This window comes from Bartonella sp. AP1QHHD (assembly GCF_042196265.1).
Taxonomy (GTDB): Bacteria; Pseudomonadota; Alphaproteobacteria; order Rhizobiales; family Rhizobiaceae; genus Bartonella.
Genome location: NZ_JBHIPW010000107.1, coordinates 79787 through 96974, shown reverse-complemented (window position 1 = coordinate 96974; position 17188 = coordinate 79787). Strand labels below are relative to the sequence as shown.

General features: G+C 37.0%; 18 protein-coding genes. 7 read left to right on the top strand and 11 right to left on the bottom strand.

Going from position 1 to position 17188, the window contains the following annotated elements; all coding sequences use genetic code 11:
• Together ACFIME_RS09705 and ACFIME_RS09700 are read right to left on the bottom strand one after the other, a co-directional pair.
• Complete coding sequence (locus ACFIME_RS09705) at window positions 1-1302, bottom strand: dihydroorotase (RefSeq protein ID WP_375634132.1); 1302 nt, start codon at window positions 1300-1302, stop codon at window positions 1-3.
• Complete coding sequence (locus tag ACFIME_RS09700) at window positions 1299-2264, bottom strand: aspartate carbamoyltransferase catalytic subunit (protein ID WP_375684863.1); 966 nt, start codon at window positions 2262-2264, stop codon at window positions 1299-1301. Before ACFIME_RS09700 ends, ACFIME_RS09705 begins: the two co-directional genes overlap by 4 nt.
• 125 nt (window positions 2265-2389) lie before the next feature.
• Here ACFIME_RS09700 and ACFIME_RS09695 point away from each other — a divergent pair, with 125 nt between their 5' ends.
• Window positions 2390-4009, top strand: coding sequence for an acyl-CoA dehydrogenase family protein (locus ACFIME_RS09695; protein WP_375655186.1), 1620 nt, complete (start codon window positions 2390-2392; stop codon window positions 4007-4009).
• Here the strand turns inward: ACFIME_RS09695 and ruvX are convergent.
• A complete protein-coding gene (gene ruvX, locus ACFIME_RS09690; protein ID WP_375618120.1) occupies window positions 3994-4473 on the bottom strand; it encodes a Holliday junction resolvase RuvX in 480 nt (159 codons plus the stop codon). The two genes, ACFIME_RS09695 and ruvX, sit on opposite strands and share 16 nt — an antisense overlap.
• Window positions 4474-4620: 147 nt before the next feature.
• On the opposite strand from ruvX, the gene gatC reads away from it, so the two are divergent.
• Window positions 4621-4908, top strand: a complete 288-nt coding sequence (gene gatC / locus ACFIME_RS09685; protein WP_375634126.1) for an Asp-tRNA(Asn)/Glu-tRNA(Gln) amidotransferase subunit GatC — start codon at window positions 4621-4623, stop codon at window positions 4906-4908.
• A gap of 31 nt (window positions 4909-4939) precedes the next feature.
• A complete protein-coding gene (gene gatA / locus ACFIME_RS09680; RefSeq protein ID WP_375662546.1) occupies window positions 4940-6424 on the top strand; it encodes an Asp-tRNA(Asn)/Glu-tRNA(Gln) amidotransferase subunit GatA in 1485 nt (494 codons plus the stop codon).
• Between the two features lie 94 nt (window positions 6425-6518).
• Here the strand turns inward: gatA and ACFIME_RS09675 are convergent, their stop codons facing one another.
• From ACFIME_RS09675 to ACFIME_RS09655, 5 genes are all read right to left on the bottom strand, one after another.
• A complete protein-coding gene (locus tag ACFIME_RS09675; protein WP_375662545.1) occupies window positions 6519-7229 on the bottom strand; it encodes an ABC transporter ATP-binding protein in 711 nt (236 codons plus the stop codon).
• Window positions 7216-7998, bottom strand: coding sequence for an ABC transporter ATP-binding protein (locus ACFIME_RS09670; protein ID WP_375684862.1), 783 nt, complete (start codon window positions 7996-7998; stop codon window positions 7216-7218). Before ACFIME_RS09670 ends, ACFIME_RS09675 begins: the two co-directional genes overlap by 14 nt.
• Window positions 7995-9053 (bottom strand): branched-chain amino acid ABC transporter permease, encoded by a 1059-nt coding sequence (locus ACFIME_RS09665; RefSeq protein ID WP_375613416.1) that lies wholly within the window; start codon window positions 9051-9053, stop codon window positions 7995-7997. Before ACFIME_RS09665 ends, ACFIME_RS09670 begins: the two co-directional genes overlap by 4 nt.
• On the bottom strand, window positions 9053-10129 hold the full coding sequence (locus ACFIME_RS09660; RefSeq protein WP_375634122.1) for a branched-chain amino acid ABC transporter permease: 1077 nt from the start codon (window positions 10127-10129) through the stop codon (window positions 9053-9055). Before ACFIME_RS09660 ends, ACFIME_RS09665 begins: the two co-directional genes overlap by 1 nt.
• Before the next feature lie 114 nt (window positions 10130-10243).
• Window positions 10244-11377: an ABC transporter substrate-binding protein gene (locus ACFIME_RS09655; protein ID WP_375662544.1), complete on the bottom strand. Its 1134-nt coding sequence runs from the start codon at window positions 11375-11377 to the stop codon at window positions 10244-10246.
• A gap of 323 nt (window positions 11378-11700) precedes the next feature.
• Here ACFIME_RS09655 and ACFIME_RS09650 point away from each other — a divergent pair, with 323 nt between their 5' ends.
• From ACFIME_RS09650 to ACFIME_RS09635, 4 genes are all read left to right on the top strand, one after another.
• On the top strand, window positions 11701-12276 hold the full coding sequence (locus tag ACFIME_RS09650) for a cold-shock protein (RefSeq protein ID WP_273791031.1): 576 nt from the start codon (window positions 11701-11703) through the stop codon (window positions 12274-12276).
• 251 nt (window positions 12277-12527) lie between these two features.
• Window positions 12528-13040 carry a DUF192 domain-containing protein gene (locus ACFIME_RS09645; protein ID WP_375634116.1) on the top strand — a complete coding sequence of 171 codons (513 nt, stop codon included), beginning with the start codon at window positions 12528-12530 and terminating at the stop codon, window positions 13038-13040.
• Window positions 13037-13810, top strand: a complete 774-nt coding sequence (locus ACFIME_RS09640; protein WP_375662543.1) for an alpha/beta fold hydrolase — start codon at window positions 13037-13039, stop codon at window positions 13808-13810. The genes ACFIME_RS09645 and ACFIME_RS09640 overlap by 4 nt, the downstream gene beginning before the upstream one ends.
• 619 nt (window positions 13811-14429) lie before the next feature.
• Window positions 14430-14642, top strand: coding sequence for a DUF3126 family protein (locus ACFIME_RS09635; RefSeq protein WP_375621268.1), 213 nt, complete (start codon window positions 14430-14432; stop codon window positions 14640-14642).
• A 44-nt stretch (window positions 14643-14686) separates the two neighbouring features.
• Here ACFIME_RS09635 and radC read toward each other — a convergent pair whose 3' ends face one another.
• Genes radC through sfsA form a run of 3 tightly spaced genes read right to left on the bottom strand, consistent with a single transcriptional unit; the run spans window position 14687 to window position 17038 of the window.
• Window positions 14687-15481, bottom strand: a complete 795-nt coding sequence (gene radC, locus ACFIME_RS09630) for a DNA repair protein RadC (RefSeq protein ID WP_375613419.1) — start codon at window positions 15479-15481, stop codon at window positions 14687-14689.
• A 17-nt stretch (window positions 15482-15498) separates the two neighbouring features.
• The gene (map, locus tag ACFIME_RS09625; protein ID WP_375655178.1) at window positions 15499-16329 is read right to left on the bottom strand and encodes a type I methionyl aminopeptidase; all 831 of its coding nucleotides are present in this window, start codon (window positions 16327-16329) and stop codon (window positions 15499-15501) included.
• Complete coding sequence (gene sfsA, locus ACFIME_RS09620; protein WP_375655177.1) at window positions 16322-17038, bottom strand: DNA/RNA nuclease SfsA; 717 nt, start codon at window positions 17036-17038, stop codon at window positions 16322-16324. The genes map and sfsA overlap by 8 nt, the downstream gene beginning before the upstream one ends.
• Window positions 17039-17188: the final 150 nt, after the last annotated feature.

The window sequence follows — 17188 nt, the reverse complement described above, 5'->3', positions numbered from 1 at the left end:
TTAAATTTGTTGATCAAGTTTAAAAACGTTTTTCCCTTTCACAAAGGTCTGGAGCACGCGTCCTTGAAAACGTGCATTCTCAAAAGGGGTATTTTTTGAACGTGAATAGAGCTTCTCTTTCGAAACAACCCATGGTTCTTCAAGATCAACCACAATAAGGTTTGCATGAGCCCCTTTTTTGAGTGTTCCTGCATTGAGTCCAAAGAGCTTTGCAGGCGCCGTTGACAAAAGTTCCGTTATCCGTAGAAGAGATAGGCTCTCATTATGATAAAGGCGTAAGGCTGCGCTCAATAAGGTCTCCATACCAATAGCGCCAACTGCCGCGTCATTAAATGGTAAATGTTTTGTGTCGATACTCTGAGGATCATGAGAAGAGACAATAACATCTATAATCCCATCCTTTATTGCTTCAATCATTGCTATACGGTCTTCTTCTGTACGCAATGGGGGCATTAAGCGAAAAGAGGTGCGATATTCACCAATGTCATTTTCATTGAAAGATAAATGATTAATAGATACACCCGCTGAAATTTTCTCACTGCGTTTTTTACCTAAACGAAGTGCATCAGCAGAGAGTGCTGTCGATATTTGAGCAGCATGATAGCGTGTTTGCGTTAATACTGCTAATCGCAGATCTCTTTCAAGAGGGATAACTTCTGCTTCGCGAGGGATGCCAGAAAGACCAAGCCAACTGGCAAGCAGTCCTTCATTCATCACACCTTGCCCTGTAAGATCTTTATCTTGCGTTTCATGTATCAATGGAACATCAAAATCACGTGCATAAGTCATTGCACGCCGCATAACAGATGAATTTTGAAGTGTTTTTTTTCCCTCACTAAAAGCAACGGCTCCTGCATCTTTGAGCAAACCAAATTCGGTTATTTCTTGTCCGTTGAAACCTTGTGTGATTGAAGCAACGGGATAAATATTGACCAATGACATTTCCTGTGCTGTATGCGTAATAAATTTAACGAGTGCTACATTATCAATAACTGGATGCGTGTTTGGCATCATAAGAAAGGAAGTAATACCACCTGCTGCGGCCGCGTAACTTGCTGATGTAATTGTTTCACAATGTTCATTCCCTAATTCTTCAACAAAAACGCGCGCATCAACAAGTCCAGGGAGAATTGCTTTGTTTTGTGCGTTAATAACTTCTGCTTCTTCAGGGAATCCCTGATTCAGAGCTTCTTTTCCAGCGGCTATAATTCGTCCATTTTTAACAATAACTGTACCAATTTCATCGATTGCGCGCGAAGGATCAATAATACGAGCATTCTGAAAAACAATTGGTTTTATCATTTTTTTTCTCCACTGATCTTTGCGCGTGAATCTAATAAAGCCTCCATGACAGCCATACGCACTGCAATTCCCATTTCTACTTGTGTCTGAATCATACTTTGTGGTCCATCTGCTATATCGGATGCAATCTCTACACCACGGTTTATTGGTCCAGGGTGCAGAATAATAGAATCATTTTTGGCATAGGCTAAATTTTCTTTATGTAAGCCAAAATAATGGAAATATTCACGCGTAGAAGGAATAAAAGAGCCTGTCATCCGTTCATGCTGTAAGCGCAACATCATGATAACGTCAGCATTTTTAAGACCTTCTTTCATCGTGTTAAAAACCTCAACACTCATATGAGCAATTTCTGCGGGTAAGAGTGTTGAGGGAGCAACAGCACGAACACGAGCACCCAAAGCATTGAGACACAGGATATTGGAACGGGCAACACGTGAGTGTAAGATATCTCCGCAAATCGCAACAGTTAATCCTTCAATACGACCTTTTGCCCTTTTAATGGTTAGAGCATCTAATAAAGCTTGGGTTGGATGTTCGTGGGCACCATCACCTGCATTAATAACACAACAATCAACTTTTTGCGCTAATAAAGCTGCCGCTCCTGCACTGTTATGGCGAAAAACCAGTATATCTGGCTTCATCGCATTGAGAGTTGTAGCAGTATCAAGTAATGTTTCTCCCTTTTTTACAGATGAGTTGCCGATCGCAAGACTCATCACGTGTGCACCTAGCCTTTTACCCGCTAATTCAAAAGAAGATTGTGTTCGCGTAGAGGCTTCAAAAAAGAGATTAATTTGAGTCCGTCCATGCAAAGTAGATTTTATTTTATCAATTTTGTTAGAAAGGATAACATTTGCTTCTGCACGATCAAGCAATGTATTAAGATCTTGTACACTCAGATCTTTAATAGCTAAAAGATGTTGATGAGGGAAAAGTGGAAAAAAATTATTTTGCATCATAGCATTCTTCTTTATCTCTCTCTAAACAGGTTAAACAAGCATTTGTTTGAATATGATAAATGTTTCTTAACTCTAAAAAGACAAATAGTCTATGATATGAATGATTTGAATGTAGGAATATACCTATGAGTGCTGTATCTGCGCAAAATACTCGTCGAAAAAATACATTTCTTAGCGATACGCTTATGTTTCGTATTGCTTCTACTTTGCCTAAGTTTTTGTTAGCAAGTTTTGAAGAAATAGGGGATTTTGCCGCGAGTCGAGAAGCATGGAAACTTTCTTACTTAGCGAATCATTATAAGCCTTTACTATGCTATAATGATGAATGGGGGCAACCAACAGAAAGATTAGAGATCCATTCTTCCTATCAAGCTCTTCAACAATATTCTAGACAAGCAGGTTTGGTTACCTCGCTTTGGGAAAATACGAGCTCAGAAAATGGAGTACGCTATCAAGCGCGTGCGATTCGTTTAGCTTTATCTGCTGGTTTAGAAACAGGACATTTGAATGAAGTTATCATAACGAGTGCAGCTATTGCTGTTTTAATTAGTGATATTGAGCTCTTCAAAAAATGGCAAAATGTACTTTTATCACGCCAATATGATTCCTCATCAAAGCCTATTCATCATAAAAAGGCTGCTTCTCTAACTTGTGCATTTGACGATATTGAAAAATACGCTTTCAATTTTCCAAGTGTTAAGAAAATTTCTTTCGATGAAAGTATGGAACGTGATCTATATCGTTTAAATGTTGTAAAAACCAACGTTATTAATCCTACCGCTGACGGATATCTTGTTAGTGCAGATTTAGATGGTCATTTAAGTTGTTTTTTTATTCCACGCATACAAGAAAATGGCGCATTAAATGGATCTATATCGATTCGTCATTTAATTCAGCGTTCTGGAGAACTTTTAACACCAGAGGGGGTTGTCGACTTCCAAGGCAGTTATGGCTGGCTTTTGGGAAATGCTGGAGAAGGGCTTAAAGTTATTAAAGATATCGAGACGATGATGCGTTTCGATCAATCTGTCATATCGGCAGGTGTTTTACGAGCGGCTCTTCAATTTGGTATGGATTTTTTCCGGAAAAAAATGCCCAATCAGCCTTTACCTCCACTGACAGAACGTATTTTTGCAGATATTGCATTAGATATAGCTGCCTCACAAGCATTGGTTTTGCGTTTAGCGAGAGCATTTGACAATGCAGCAAATGACCGTTCTGAAGCAGCTTTTGCCCGCATTATGACACCTATTATTGCTTATCATGTAAGTCAATTGGTTGTGCCTATTATTGGTGAAATTATTGCACAACTTGGTATTGAAAGTTTTATAGAGAATAATCCATTATCACAAATGTTGCATAATGGGCCTGCGCGAATTGTGAGAAATAGTTCTGCTAATCAATTGGTAAAGGATGCCATTCTTATTGCTGAAAAAGCACCGGGATTGTTTCAGAAATTGTTGGAAAAAATTGCTCTTGATATTGGACCAGCGGGACCACGAGCAATTGAAATTATTAAGTCAGCAGGTGATATGGCATCAGCAAATGAAGGTGCAGGAAGATTTTTTGTTGAACAAGTAGCTTATGCAGCAGCAGCAGCAGCATTACGTTCTACAGACATAGAACATGTTGCGAATGCCTATATGGAAAGCCGCCTTGGGGGACAATGGAGATCTTCTTACGGGATGCTCATTGCACGATATAATGCAGGGCATTTGCTCAATGTCCTCTATCCTTCCATATGATGAAAGTTTTGAATTCTATTAAGAGCACCTTGCAATATAAAAGCGGCGGCTGCCGAATCAATACGGCTTGCTCGTTTAGCGCGCGATACATTCATTTCTAAAAGAGACCGTTCCGCAGCAATTGTTGATAAACGTTCGTCCCAAAAAACAAATGGAATTTTTGTATAAGCTTTCATATTGCTCACAAAAGCTCTGGTTGCTTGAACACGAGAGCCACTGCTTCCATTCATGTTAAGAGGTAAGCCAATGATAATAACGCCTACATTTTCACGGTCAAAAATTTTAATAAGTGTGTAAGCATCTTCTGTAAATTTTTTTCGCTGTAGTACAGGACGCGGATTTGAGACAATCAGCCCCCTATCAGAAATCGCAATTCCGATAGTTTTTGTCCCTAAATCTAAGCCTGCTATTGTTTGTCTAGGCAAAAGATGTGTTATAACTTCATCTATATTAATAACAGTCATAAAGGTATAATACGTTTTTTAATGTTTCAGATCTATAGTTATATTCTTTATTCATGTTATCTAATATTCTTGCACTTACAAGTGCAGCCTTGTATAGCCAGAATAAAGATCAATAAATAAACAAAAAAGCAGAAAGGCGTAAAGAGTATGTCTGTTGATCAAGAGACAGTCAAGCGGATAGCACATTTAGCAAGGATTGCCCTCCACGATGATGAGATAGAACCTGTGACAAAAAAAATCAATGCTATTTTAGGTTTTGTAGAGCAATTGAATGAAGTTGATGTCAGTGGAGTTGAGCCATTAACATCTGTGATGCCGATGACACTACGAATGCGTGAAGATAGTGTTACAGATGGCGATAAAGCAGCAGATATTGTAGCCAATGCCCCTGTTACAGAAGAAAATTTTTTTCTTGTCTCAAAAATTGTTGAGTAACTTTTTATATTTTTGAAATTTGAGAACCAATATGACTGATTTAACAACTCTCACAATTGCGCAAGCTCGTGATGCTCTAACAAAGAAAAATCTCAAAGCAACAGAATTAACGGAAGCTTATTTACAAGCAATAGAGTTGGCAAATCCAACTTTGAATGCTTATGTAACAATAACAGCAGAACAGGCAATGAAAATGGCTGCTGAATCAGACAGTCGCTTAGCGAAAGGACAGGGAGGGCTTTTGGAAGGAATTCCCTTGGGGATTAAAGATCTTTTTGCAACCTATGGTGTTCATACTCAAGCCTGTTCAAATATCCTTGATGGTTTTAAACCGCACTATGAATCAACTGTCACGGCTAATTTATGGCAAGATGGTGCTGTGATGTTAGGAAAACTTAATATGGATGAGTTTGCTATGGGCTCATCCAACGAAACATCATATTATGGTCCCGTTATTAGTCCATGGAGAAAAAAAGGCTCAAATGAAAAACTCGTACCCGGTGGTTCTTCGGGGGGATCCGCAGCCGCTGTTGCTGCACAAATTTGTGCTGGTGCAACTGCAACCGATACAGGTGGCTCAATACGTCAACCAGCAGCTTTTACTGGAACTGTAGGAATAAAGCCAACTTATGGACGTTGTTCGCGATGGGGCGTTGTCGCGTTTGCTTCATCTCTTGATCAAGCTGGACCTGTTGCTAGAGATGTTCGTGATTGTGCTATCTTACTCAGATCAATGGCCTCTTTTGATGAAAAAGATTCTACTTCCGTCAATTTACCAGTTCCTGATTATGAAAGTTATCTTGGTCAATCAATCAAAGGAATGAAAATCGGTATTCCAAAAGAATATCATGTGGATGGAATGTCTCCAGAAATTATTGAGCTTTGGCAAAAAGGAATAAATTGGTTAAAAGAAGCAGGTGCTGAGATTAAAGATATTTCTTTGCCCCATACAAAATATGCTCTACCTTCTTATTACATTATAGCTCCTGCAGAAGCCTCTTCTAATTTAGCGCGTTATGATGGTGTGCGTTTTGGTTTGCGCATGCCTGGAAAAGACATCATTGAGATGTATGAAAATACGCGTTCTGTTGGTTTTGGTGATGAAGTCAAACGGCGCATTCTGGTTGGGACTTATGTTCTTTCATCAGGTTATTATGATGCCTGTTATTTAAGAGCTCAAAAAGTAAGAACACTCGTAAAACGTGATTTTGATCAATGTTTTGCTTCAGGCATTGATGCTATTTTGACACCAGCAACACCAACACCTGCTTTTGGTATTGCTGATGAAAAAATAAAAAATGATGCTGTAGCAATGTATCTTAATGATATTTTTACGGTACCAGTTAATATGGCTGGTTTACCAGGAATTTCTGTTCCTGCTGGTCTGTCATCAAATGGTTTACCTCTAGGATTGCAATTGATTGGTAAACCTTTTTCTGAAGAAGTCATTTTTCAGATAGCGCACATTATTGAACAAGAAGCAGGAATATTCAGTGCAGAAAAATGGTGGATGTAATAGTCAAAATCCACAAAGGAGCATTTCTCATCCTTAATGAGAAATGCTTTTTTAAAAGGTGGAGGGATGAGCTCTATTTCCTTAATTCGTAGTCTTACCCACCAAGATAGGCTTCTTTAACACGCGAATCAGAGAGCATAGTTTTTCCTTCACCGTGAAATAAAATATGTCCTACCTCTAAAATATAAGCATAGTCAGCTATGGAAAGTGCAGCAAATGCATTTTGTTCAATAAGAAGAACAGTTTTTCCCATATCATTAATTTTTCGAATAATCGAAAAAATTTCTCGAACGAGAAGTGGTGCTAACCCCAACGAGGGTTCATCTAATATGACCATATCAGGATTGCTCATAAGTGCACGGCCCACAGCAACCATCTGTTGTTCACCACCTGACATTGTTCCTCCCAACTGTTTTGCTCTTTCACGTAGGCGCGGAAAAAGGTCAAATATCCATTCAATATCACGGGAAACTCCCTGCTTATCGTGACGAATATAAGCGCCTAGATGAAGATTCTCTAAAACAGTGAGATGGGGCATGATACGTCGTCCTTCAGGGCTTAGAGCAATCCCTAATCGCAAAATCTCTTCTGGTGATTTTTTAATAATAGATTTGCCGTTATAGGTAATTTCTCCATAAACAGAGCGATTAAGCCCTGTAATAGAACGTACAATACTGCTTTTTCCTGCACCATTGGCTCCAATTAAAGTGACAATACTGCCCCGCTTTATGGACATAGAAAGATTTTGGACAGCTTTAATGGCGCCATAATGAACGTAAAGATTTTTTATTTTAAGAATATCCATAAACATCTCCGCCAAGATAAGCTTCAATAACTTTAGGGTTATTACGAATTTCATCTGGTGTACCACTGGCAATGCAACAGCCATATTCCATAACCAAAATATGTTGGCAAAGCCCCATAACCACTTTCATATCGTGCTCAATAAGAAGAATTGTAAGATCAAAGTCTTTTTGCACTTTTGCTATGAATTTTCTAAGATCTTCACTTTCTTGTGGATTCATGCCAGCAACAGGTTCATCAAGAAGAAGCAATTTGGGCTTTGTGGCTAACGCACGTGCAATTTCTAGACGTCGTTGCACACCATAAGGTAAAGCTGTTGCCGATTGATTGGCAAGGTGATCAAGTTGTAGCTGTTCAAGGAGCTCCAAGGAATTTTTATAAACTTCCTTCTTTTCTTTTATTGCTTTTGAAAAAAAGAGAGCTGAAGAAAACCAAGGATATTTTTGTCGAACATGCGCTCCTACCATAACATTCTGCAAAACCGTTAACCCTGAGAAAAGACGAATATTTTGAAATGTTCTGGCAATATGGCTTCTACAGATAATATAAGGAGACGCTCGAGAAATTTTTTTCTCATCAAAAAGAATGATGCCGCTTGTAGGAGCATAAAATCCAGAAATCATATTGAAAACTGTTGTTTTTCCAGCACCATTGGGACCAATTAATCCAGTAATACTTCCTCGTTTAATTGCCATATTAACATTATTTACAGCAACTAATCCGCCAAAACGCATTACAATATTATTGAGTGAAAGGATATTGTCGTTCATAGCTTTCCCTCAGTATTAGAAAGCTTTTTGCGTGTCAAAAAGCTATAAATTCCATTCCATGAAAATTCTCGTTGTCCCATTAACCCTTTTCTCCAAAACAAGATAATTACCAGCAATAAAAGGGAAAAAACAACCATACGAAGCCCTGGGGTTTCTGGAATATGTATAAAACCTAAGTCAAATGGACTTTCAATAATACGAAGCCATTCAAGCATGACTGTAATAATAATGCTGCCAATAATGCTCCCTGTAATTGAACCGAGACCACCAGCAACAACAATCATTAAAATATTAAAAGTCAGAAGAAAATTAAACATTTTTGGATCAATGGTTGAAATAAGAGCCGCCATTAATGCGCCACCTATACCTGCAAAAAACGCTCCAACAGTAAAGGAAAAACTACGGTAGAAAAAAGCATTAATTCCCATAGTTTTCGCAGCTATTTCATCATCACGAATAGCACGTAATACGTTACCAGTATTACTTTGCAGTAAGAGGACAATAAAGAGAACTGTAAATGCTAGCCAACCATAGTTCCACCATAATGTTGCATTTTGAGGTATTCCTTTGATTCCCAAAGAGCCATTTGTGAGCGATGTTGCGTTCGTAATGACAATGCGAATAATTTCCGCAAAACCTAATGTTGCAATTCCAAGATAATCGCCACCAAGACGCAATATTGGTAAAGCAATTAATAAACCTACAACAGCAGCACACAAACCACTTACAACAACAGCGATAAAAAAAGGTAACTGCAAATGATATAATGGTTCAGCAATAGGCTCAAGAATCCACATCATTTCTTTTTGTTCAGGGGAAAGAAGTAAAATTGCGCAAACATAAGCACCAATAGCCATAAATCCAGCATGTCCAAGAGAAAACATACCTGTGAAACCGTAAATCAAATTAAGCGAAATTGCCAATATCGCATTAATAGCAATCAGATTGATGATACGAAGCGTATAGTCATTAAAATGGCTATCAGCATAAAATAAAAAACCTATGAGAACTAAAACACTTATACACGATAAAACAGTTGTCGCTGACTTTGCCATTAGATTTTCTCCTGATTTCTTTTACCCATTAATCCTGTGGGCAATATCAATAGAATCAGAATCAATAAAATGAAAGCGAAGGCATCTCGATATCCAGATAGCGCGGGGAAAAATGCGATAATCATAATTTCAATAAACCCTAATAATAATCCTCCCAACATTGCACCTGGTATCGAACCAATACCTCCGATAACAGCAGCGATAAATGCTTTGAGACCAGGAAGAACACCCATATAAGGCTGAATTTGAGGATAACGTAAAGACCACATAATGCCAGCTATGGCGGCAAGAGCTGAGCCTATTCCAAATGTAAACGCAATAACTTTATTGACAGACACACCCATCAAACGTGTTGTTTCAATATCATGGGAGATTGCGCGCATAGCAAGACCCGGTTTTGTTTTATGGATAATCCATAATAGTAATAAAATAAGAATTAATGACACAAAGGGAACGATCAGAGACATGGGAGCAATTCTGATGATACCATCTGCTCCTGATCCTAGATGCCATAAAAATGGTGTTACAAGAAAATCTGGCTGTTGTACACCTTTCGGAACACCACTAAAGAGTACAGTAGCAAGATTTTCAATAAAAAAAGAAACACCAATTGCACCGATAAGTGCCGAAATACGCGGAGCATGGCGTAGAGGTTTATAAGCAAATTGATCAACAGCAACACCCACAGCACTTGTAATAAAAATGGAAAAACAAAGAGCTAAAACCCAAATCGGTGTAAAATCTTGCGGGGAAATTTTAAAATAATAAACAAATCCTAGCGCAAGAATTAAAAAAGCAGCAATCCAATAAATTGGAGGACGCCTTTTAAAGCCTATAAAGACCGAATAATAAACAAGAGCAGCAAAAAACAAAAGAAGAAAAGCTACCCAAGCAGGCATAAAGCCAATTGTGGAAAAGAAAACAAAATATGCTCCCAGCATAAAGATATCACCGTGAGCAAAATTAATGAGTCTCAGTATACCGTAGACCATGGTGTAGCCAATAGCAATAAGCCCATAAAGAGATCCCAATGCCAGTGCATTAAAAAAGTACTGGATGAACATTTCAGTGCTCATCTCTCATCCTTCCACATTTGTTAATTTACATAGGATAATAAGAAATTTCTAAGTTTTTGGTTGAGAAAAAAATCCTCAACCAATTCTTGCATTTTAGTAAATAAAACTTTTTAATTAAAAAGCAGGTTTAACTTCTTCTAAATAAACACGTTTTCCATCCTGTATTTTAATGATACCAATAGGAATTTTAGGGTTATGATTTTCATCCATTGACATATCCCCAAAGGGGGTAGGAAAATCTTTTAATTTGCTAAGTGCGATAGTAATTTTTTCACGATCAGTGCTACCAGCATTTTCAATAGCCTTCATGAACATCATATAACTCGTGTATCCCAAAACAGAATTGATATTTGGTTCTTTGTCAGGGTAAGCTTTTTTCCATTCTTTTGTGAATTCTTGCGCAGCTACTGACATATTTGGCATATACTCACTATAGGGAAGTGTCGTATGTAAGAAACCTTCTGCAGCTTTTCCTGCAATCGTAATGGTTTCTGGATTATCCATAGCATCTCCACCCATAATTTGAAACTTCGCTCCTAATTCTCGTGCTTGTTTCATGATGATAGCACCTTCAGAAAAGTAAGATGGAATGAATAAGATATCAGGTTTCTGGGCGATAATTTGCGTGAGAACAGCTGAAAAGTCCTGATCTCCAGAATTATAATTTAAATTTGAGATAACTTCACCACCTAATTTTTTGAAAGCACGCGTAAAATAACTTGCAAGACCAATAGCATAATCGCTTGAAATATCTTTAAGGATAGCAGCCTTTTTTGCGTGTAAAGTTTGGCTTACATAAGTTGCGATTCCTACTCCTTGATAGGAATCAATAAAGCAAGCACGAAAGTAATATTTTTTACCCTGTGTAACAAGGGGACTTGTTGAGGACGTTGTAATGGTTGGAGTCTTTGCCTTTTCAGATATTTCACCACCTGCTAACGAGAGTGAAGAACCATAGCTACCAATGATTCCACTCACTTTTTCACTTGCTGTTAAACGCATAACAGCATTAGCCGCTTCTACTTTATCAGATTTGTTATCAATAATAACAAGTTCCACTTTACGTCCTAAAATTTCTGGAACTTTTTTATGGGCTAATTCTATACCTCTAATTTCAAGCTGACCTCCAAATGCATTTTGACCACTTAATGGAAGATAAACACCAATCTTAATAGGTTCATTCGCATAAACATTTGCTGTAAATGCCATAAATGCTGCGATTATCGTAAGGATTTTCTTCAATTGCATTGCGCATTTTCCTTAATTGAATTGTCGTTTTTTCACCTTATATTGAACTTCTTCATCATGCAAGTTACACATTAATCAAAATATCATTATGTAAAAAAACTTTTATATGACCTCTTTTGTAGGGCACCCCTTGTAAGGTATGTAAAGTGTACAATCAAATAGTTTTATAAATATTCATGTTGATATTCTCTGACATTAACATAGAAGATACGACAATGTGGGGAAATCTTATCTTGGGGCTTGCGTGTTGATACAAGAGCAATGTTTACTTAAACTTAGAGAATCAATATCGTACAATTTATAAGCTACAGGATCACGTTATTATGACGAGTAAGGATGCATTAAAGGATTGTTCCCCATCTGAGGATAGTATAGGTGCTTGTGGGGAGATTATCGAAATCAGTGGTGTCATTAAGTGGTTTGATGGTAGTAAGGGGTATGGATTTATTGTACCTGATTTACCTCATTTTCCCGATATATTATTGCATGTTACGGTAATGCGAAGGGATGGTTTTCAAACAGCTTTAGAGGGAGCTAAAGTCATTTGTGCTGTGGAAAAAACTGAACGAGGGTTAAAGTGCGTTCAGGTGAAATCCATAGATTGTTCTTCAGCAATTCATCCATCAGAAGTTCCTGCCCGTACCCATGTTGTTGTTACTCCAGAAAGTGGACTAGAACGAGCAATTGTTAAATGGTTTAATCGTGACAAAGGATACGGTTTTCTTAGCCGTGGGCAAGGAACAGAAGATATTTTTATTCATATGGAAACATTGCGCCGTTTTGGTTTAGCAGAGCTTCGTTCTGGCCAAGTTGTTCTTGTACGTTTTGGTAAAGGAGAAAAAGGTTTAATGACAGCAGAGATTTATCCGGACATAGGCATTCCTTTAGCTACGCATTGAATTTCACGAGTGAAATCAGTATGTTTTCTATATTTTTAAAGATGGTTATTCCGTAAATTGCTATAGAGGTAGATTTTTAAAGAAAATATGGCTCTCGTGAATCCATAAACCAAATGAAGAAAATTTCGCATATTACGTTGAAAGAAACTAGAAAACAACAAGGAAGCAATCCTCTTTTTTTTTGACTTTTAAACTCTGGTACCTTTTATTTTAGAAACAAAATTTAAAATTTTTCTGTGGTGGAGACAAGAATGTTAAAGCCTTTTAAAAAGGGGCATATTGTTTTATTGGTGATGCTTTTTATGTTAGATATGCGTGTTGTTGTAGCAAAGGAGCCCATAGAGATTCCTGTGCATCCAATTCCTTTAGAAATACATACAAAGCAAGGTTCGGTTTTTTATAAGGTAGAGATTGCTTTTACGCCATCTCAAGCAGCAGCTGGTTTAATGTATCGAACTGATTTTCCACGCGATCGTGCAATGCTCTTTAAGCAGCTAAAAAGTTCTCGATCGGGAGATGAGCAGAAAATTTTTATGTGGATGGCAAATACGCCTTTACCTTTAGATATGATTTTCTTAAACTCTGAGGGAATTATTGTATCGATTATTGAAAATACTTCTCCACTTTCAACAAATACCATTTCATCAGAAGTTCCTGCAGCTTTTGCACTTGAAATTAACGCTGGTGAAGTTTCTAAAAAAAAGATACAAAAAGGACAACGTGTTATTCATCCTGTACTTTGTGGAAAGTGCAATAAAAAATGACCGCTGAAGATATTCGTTTTTTTGAATATAATGGTTTGCGATTTGCTTATCGAGAAGAAGGGCAGGGCGCGCCTATTTTGTTGATCCATGGTTTTGGATCTTCTGCACGGGTGAATTGGTATGCAACGGGTTGGTTTCGTATTCTCACTGAAGCAGGATATCGTGTTATTGCTCTTGATAATCGCGGTCACGGAGATTCAGTTAAAAGTTATGATCCTGTCTTTTATACACCTCAAGCTATGGCTGGCGACGCAGTAAAGTTACTGCAGCATTTAGAGTTATCTAAAGCCCATGTTATGGGATATTCTATGGGGGCTCGTATTAGTGCTTTCATGGCTCTTTTGCATCCAACATATGTACACAGTGTTATTTTTGGTGGTTTAGGTATTGGTATGGTGACGGGAGCAGGAAATTGGGAGCCTGTTGCTGAGGCCCTTTTAGCAGAAGATATTTCCACTATTACCAATACGCGCGGTTTAATGTTCCGTAAATTTGCAGATCAAACGAAAAGCGATAGGCGTGCTCTTGCTGCTTGTATCATTACATCAAAACAGGAGTTAACGGTGTCTGAAGTTTACAAAATCAAACAACCAGCACTTGTTGCCGTTGGTTCATTAGATGAAATTGGAGGTGATGCAGAGCCATTGGCAGCCTTGTTGCCTTGTGGTGAAGCTTTATCAATTCCTGATCGAGATCATATGTTTGCTGTAGGCGATAAAGTTTATAAAAAAGGCGTTATCGATTTTCTTTCTCGTTATCCTATAAAATAAGAACTCTTCATAGCTTTTAGAATTTACAGAAATACCCAATATTTTTATTTCGTATAAATTGAAAAAAGCTTATTAAAAAATCTTTCTGTTGTGACATAAGTTTTTATAAAAAATGAAAAGAAAAATAAACTCTTATTAGCTTATTTTGCATATTTTCCAGAGACGTATTTCTTCTAAGATTAGATAATTATAATTTAAAGGTTATTAAAAAGAATTATTTTCGAATGATGTAATAAATATTTTTTGCTAAAAAATGTAGTTTTAAATAAAAAAATATTTTTATTTGTATTTTTTATAAAATAAACAAAATTATAAATTATTGATCAATTTATTTTTACGAATATGCGTTTTAAATACAGATGCTAAAATTGGAGATAAAGTAAAATTATTAAAAATATACAGTTTTTTTTGCCATTTTTTAATCTATACGGGTATATTTAATAATGATAGACTCCTTTTGTAAACGTTCTTTATGAATGTATAAAGAACGTTGTGAATATATGTAATATTAAGTAAATATTCAGATTATGCTTTTTTACTGACTTTACAGAATCATAAGAGTGTCTTATTTGCACGACACGCAATTATTTTAATCGTTTCAAAAAAACAGGAGAGCATAGTGAATGCTGATGAAATAAAAAAACTTGATAATTATTTTAAAAATATATTCCAAAACTCAGCATTGCAAGTCAGAGCACGGCCTAAAAAGAGTGATTCTTGTGAGGTTTATATGGGAGATGAGTTTTTAGGCATTATCTATCGAGATGAAGATGAAGATGAGCTCTCCTATAATTTCTCAATGGCTATATTAGATATTGATTTAGAAAATTGATTCGTTATTCATAGTTGAATGAAGTCTTTTTTATCCCATAAGATTTATATAAGTTTTAACGCTTTAAAACTCGTATGGTTATTTCGTGCAATAATAAGATGGTCATGGATAATAATTCCTAATGCATTTGCTGCATCTTTTAATCTATATGTCATTGTTATATCTGCATTAGAGGGGGTGGAATCGCCAGAAGGGTGATTGTGGACTAAGATAAGTCCTGATGCGGATAACTCTAAAGCTCGAGAAATAACTTCACGAGGATAAACAGGGGTATGATCAATGGTTCCAGTTTGTTGTACCTCATCAGCAAGTAAGCCGTTTTTCTTATCAAGAAACAAAATACGAAATTGTTCACGTGTTTCGTGAGCCATAACAGCCTTACAATACGCTAACACTTTATCCCATGATGAAAAAATATCGCGCTTAAACAATTGCGCACGAGCAAGACGTCCAGCAACATCTGAAATAATTTTTAAATCAACTGCAGTGGCGGGACCACATCCTGGAATTTCTTGAAGTCGGTGAATATCCGCTCCCAACACATCAGCTAATGAACCAAAACGTGCTATCAAATTTTTAGCTATGGGTTTTGTGTTTGCACGGGGTATTGTGCGAAAAAGCAATAATTCAAGATATTCATAATCTTCAATTGCATTTCCTTTTGACTTTAAATAGCGCTTCCGAAGACGTTCACGATGGCCTTGATAATGTTTATGAAGCTGTGCGTTTTTCTGAGGCTCTTCACTTTTTCTTTCTGATACTGGGGTGAGTGGAGAACTCGATGTTAATGCAAAGTGATTACTTTGAGTATCTTCCTTTTGATTTAATTTTTTAGCCATAACATCTCTACATTGCGTTAGGTATGCGAATTTGGAATATAAAAAATATTTTTAGGAGATTGTGTAAATATTTCATACCCTTCATTTGTAACACCAATTGTATGTTCATATTGTGCTGTCAGAGAGCGGTCACGGGTAACAGCAGTCCAACCGTCAGATAAAATCTTAACTTGTGGTTTACCAAGGTTAATCATAGGCTCAATTGTAAACATCATACCTTGTTTTAATTCAACTCCTTCTCCAGGATTTCCATAATGGAGGATATTGGGAGCATCATGAAAAAGCTGGCCGATACCATGTCCGCAAAAATCTCTCACAATTGAACAGCGTTCAGATTCAGCATACTGTTGAATGGCTGCCCCAATATCACCTGTCGTTACTCCAGGCTTAACGACAGCGATTCCTTGCATAAGACTTTCATAGGTTATTTTTAGCAAGCGTTCTGCTGCACGCCTAATTTTTCCAACAGGATACATTCGGCTTGAATCCCCATGCCAACCATCAAGGATAAAGGTTACATCAACATTTACAATATCACCTTCTTGCAAAGGTCTTTTATTGGGAATGCCATGGCAGACAACGTGATTGATAGATGTACAGCATGAATGGCTGTATCCATGATAATTTAGATCAGCAGGAAGTGCTCCTCGCTTAGCTCCAAAAATAAATACAAAATCATCTATTTCTTGCGTAGTAACGCCCGGCTTAATAATATCTGTAAGCGCATCAAGGCATTCTGCAGCAATACGACCAACTTCACGCATTTTAGCAAAAGCATAATCATCGAAAATGCGGATTTTTCCATTAAATTTTAAAGGGATTTTATTATATTCGATATACTCAGTCATTGTTTCTTCTATTTTCTATTTTTACTCTCTGAATCGGAAAAATGCCTTCTACACTTACATGACACTTTACAGCATAACATTCTACTCCTGATTTTAATGCTAAATCAAACTTACGTCCATAGAGTGGATCAAGATCATGACAAATTGTAAAAGCTGAGCAATCTTCTCGTTGAATAATATAAAGCATAGCAGCTCGTTTTCCTTGTTGTACAACTCCTACGAGCTCATCAAGGTGACGTGCACCACGTTTTGTTTCGCTATCAGGAAATTCTGCTAATCCTTTCTGACGAATAAAATGAACATTTTTGACTTCTAGGTAACAATCAGGAAGAATGTCATCACGTAAAAGAAAGTCAATTCGTGATTGTGTCCCATAGCGTTGTTCTTTTAAAATTGTTTTATATCCACTTAATTCTGGTAGTAATCCGTTTTGAATTGCTTCTAACGCAAGTTTATTGGGTAAAGAAGTATTAATGCCAACCAAAGTATTATCGGCTTCAATAATTTCTAATTGATAGGCATATTTTCGTTTGATGTTGTTATGATAAGAAAGCCAAATATTGGTGTTGAAAGCTGTTAATCCAAGCATTGATCCTGTATTAGGTACAGACACGGTGAGGACATGCTGATCATCTTGTTGAACATCCGCAAGAAAACGTTTATAACGACGGATAAGCTTTGCAGGAAAAAGTTTGGGAATAAAGTGCATATCCCTTTTTTAGGATTTATGATTTCATAATTCAACTGAGATTATGATTTACAGGGGCTGTTCCCTATTAAAAAAGATAAAATTGATGTAAAAAACGCTACGATATCTTATATAAATTGTTATAAATTCCATCGTTCACTTTAATGGCTT

Excerpts from the sequence above, each read along its gene's own strand:
- sfsA (WP_375655177.1), bottom strand. The coding sequence starts at position 17,038 with ATGCACTTTATTCCCAAACTTTTTCCTGCAAAGCTTATCCGTCGTTAT.
- ACFIME_RS09675 (WP_375662545.1), bottom strand. The coding sequence starts at position 7,229 with ATGGATATTCTTAAAATAAAAAATCTTTACGTTCATTATGGCGCCATT.
- radC (WP_375613419.1), bottom strand. The coding sequence starts at position 15,481 with ATGGCTAAAAAATTAAATCAAAAGGAAGATACTCAAAGTAATCACTTT.
- gatC (WP_375634126.1), top strand. The coding sequence starts at position 4,621 with ATGTCTGTTGATCAAGAGACAGTCAAGCGGATAGCACATTTAGCAAGG.
- ACFIME_RS09670 (WP_375684862.1), bottom strand. The coding sequence starts at position 7,998 with ATGAACGACAATATCCTTTCACTCAATAATATTGTAATGCGTTTTGGC.
- map (WP_375655178.1), bottom strand. The coding sequence starts at position 16,329 with ATGACTGAGTATATCGAATATAATAAAATCCCTTTAAAATTTAATGGA.
- ACFIME_RS09705 (WP_375634132.1), bottom strand. The coding sequence starts at position 1,302 with ATGATAAAACCAATTGTTTTTCAGAATGCTCGTATTATTGATCCTTCG.
- ACFIME_RS09700 (WP_375684863.1), bottom strand. The coding sequence starts at position 2,264 with ATGATGCAAAATAATTTTTTTCCACTTTTCCCTCATCAACATCTTTTA.
- ACFIME_RS09640 (WP_375662543.1), top strand. The coding sequence starts at position 13,037 with ATGACCGCTGAAGATATTCGTTTTTTTGAATATAATGGTTTGCGATTT.
- ACFIME_RS09655 (WP_375662544.1), bottom strand. The coding sequence starts at position 11,377 with ATGCAATTGAAGAAAATCCTTACGATAATCGCAGCATTTATGGCATTT.
- ACFIME_RS09660 (WP_375634122.1), bottom strand. The coding sequence starts at position 10,129 with ATGAGCACTGAAATGTTCATCCAGTACTTTTTTAATGCACTGGCATTG.
- ACFIME_RS09665 (WP_375613416.1), bottom strand. The coding sequence starts at position 9,053 with ATGGCAAAGTCAGCGACAACTGTTTTATCGTGTATAAGTGTTTTAGTT.
- gatA (WP_375662546.1), top strand. The coding sequence starts at position 4,940 with ATGACTGATTTAACAACTCTCACAATTGCGCAAGCTCGTGATGCTCTA.
- ACFIME_RS09645 (WP_375634116.1), top strand. The coding sequence starts at position 12,528 with ATGTTAAAGCCTTTTAAAAAGGGGCATATTGTTTTATTGGTGATGCTT.
- ACFIME_RS09650 (WP_273791031.1), top strand. The coding sequence starts at position 11,701 with ATGACGAGTAAGGATGCATTAAAGGATTGTTCCCCATCTGAGGATAGT.
- ACFIME_RS09695 (WP_375655186.1), top strand. The coding sequence starts at position 2,390 with ATGAGTGCTGTATCTGCGCAAAATACTCGTCGAAAAAATACATTTCTT.
- ruvX (WP_375618120.1), bottom strand. The coding sequence starts at position 4,473 with ATGACTGTTATTAATATAGATGAAGTTATAACACATCTTTTGCCTAGA.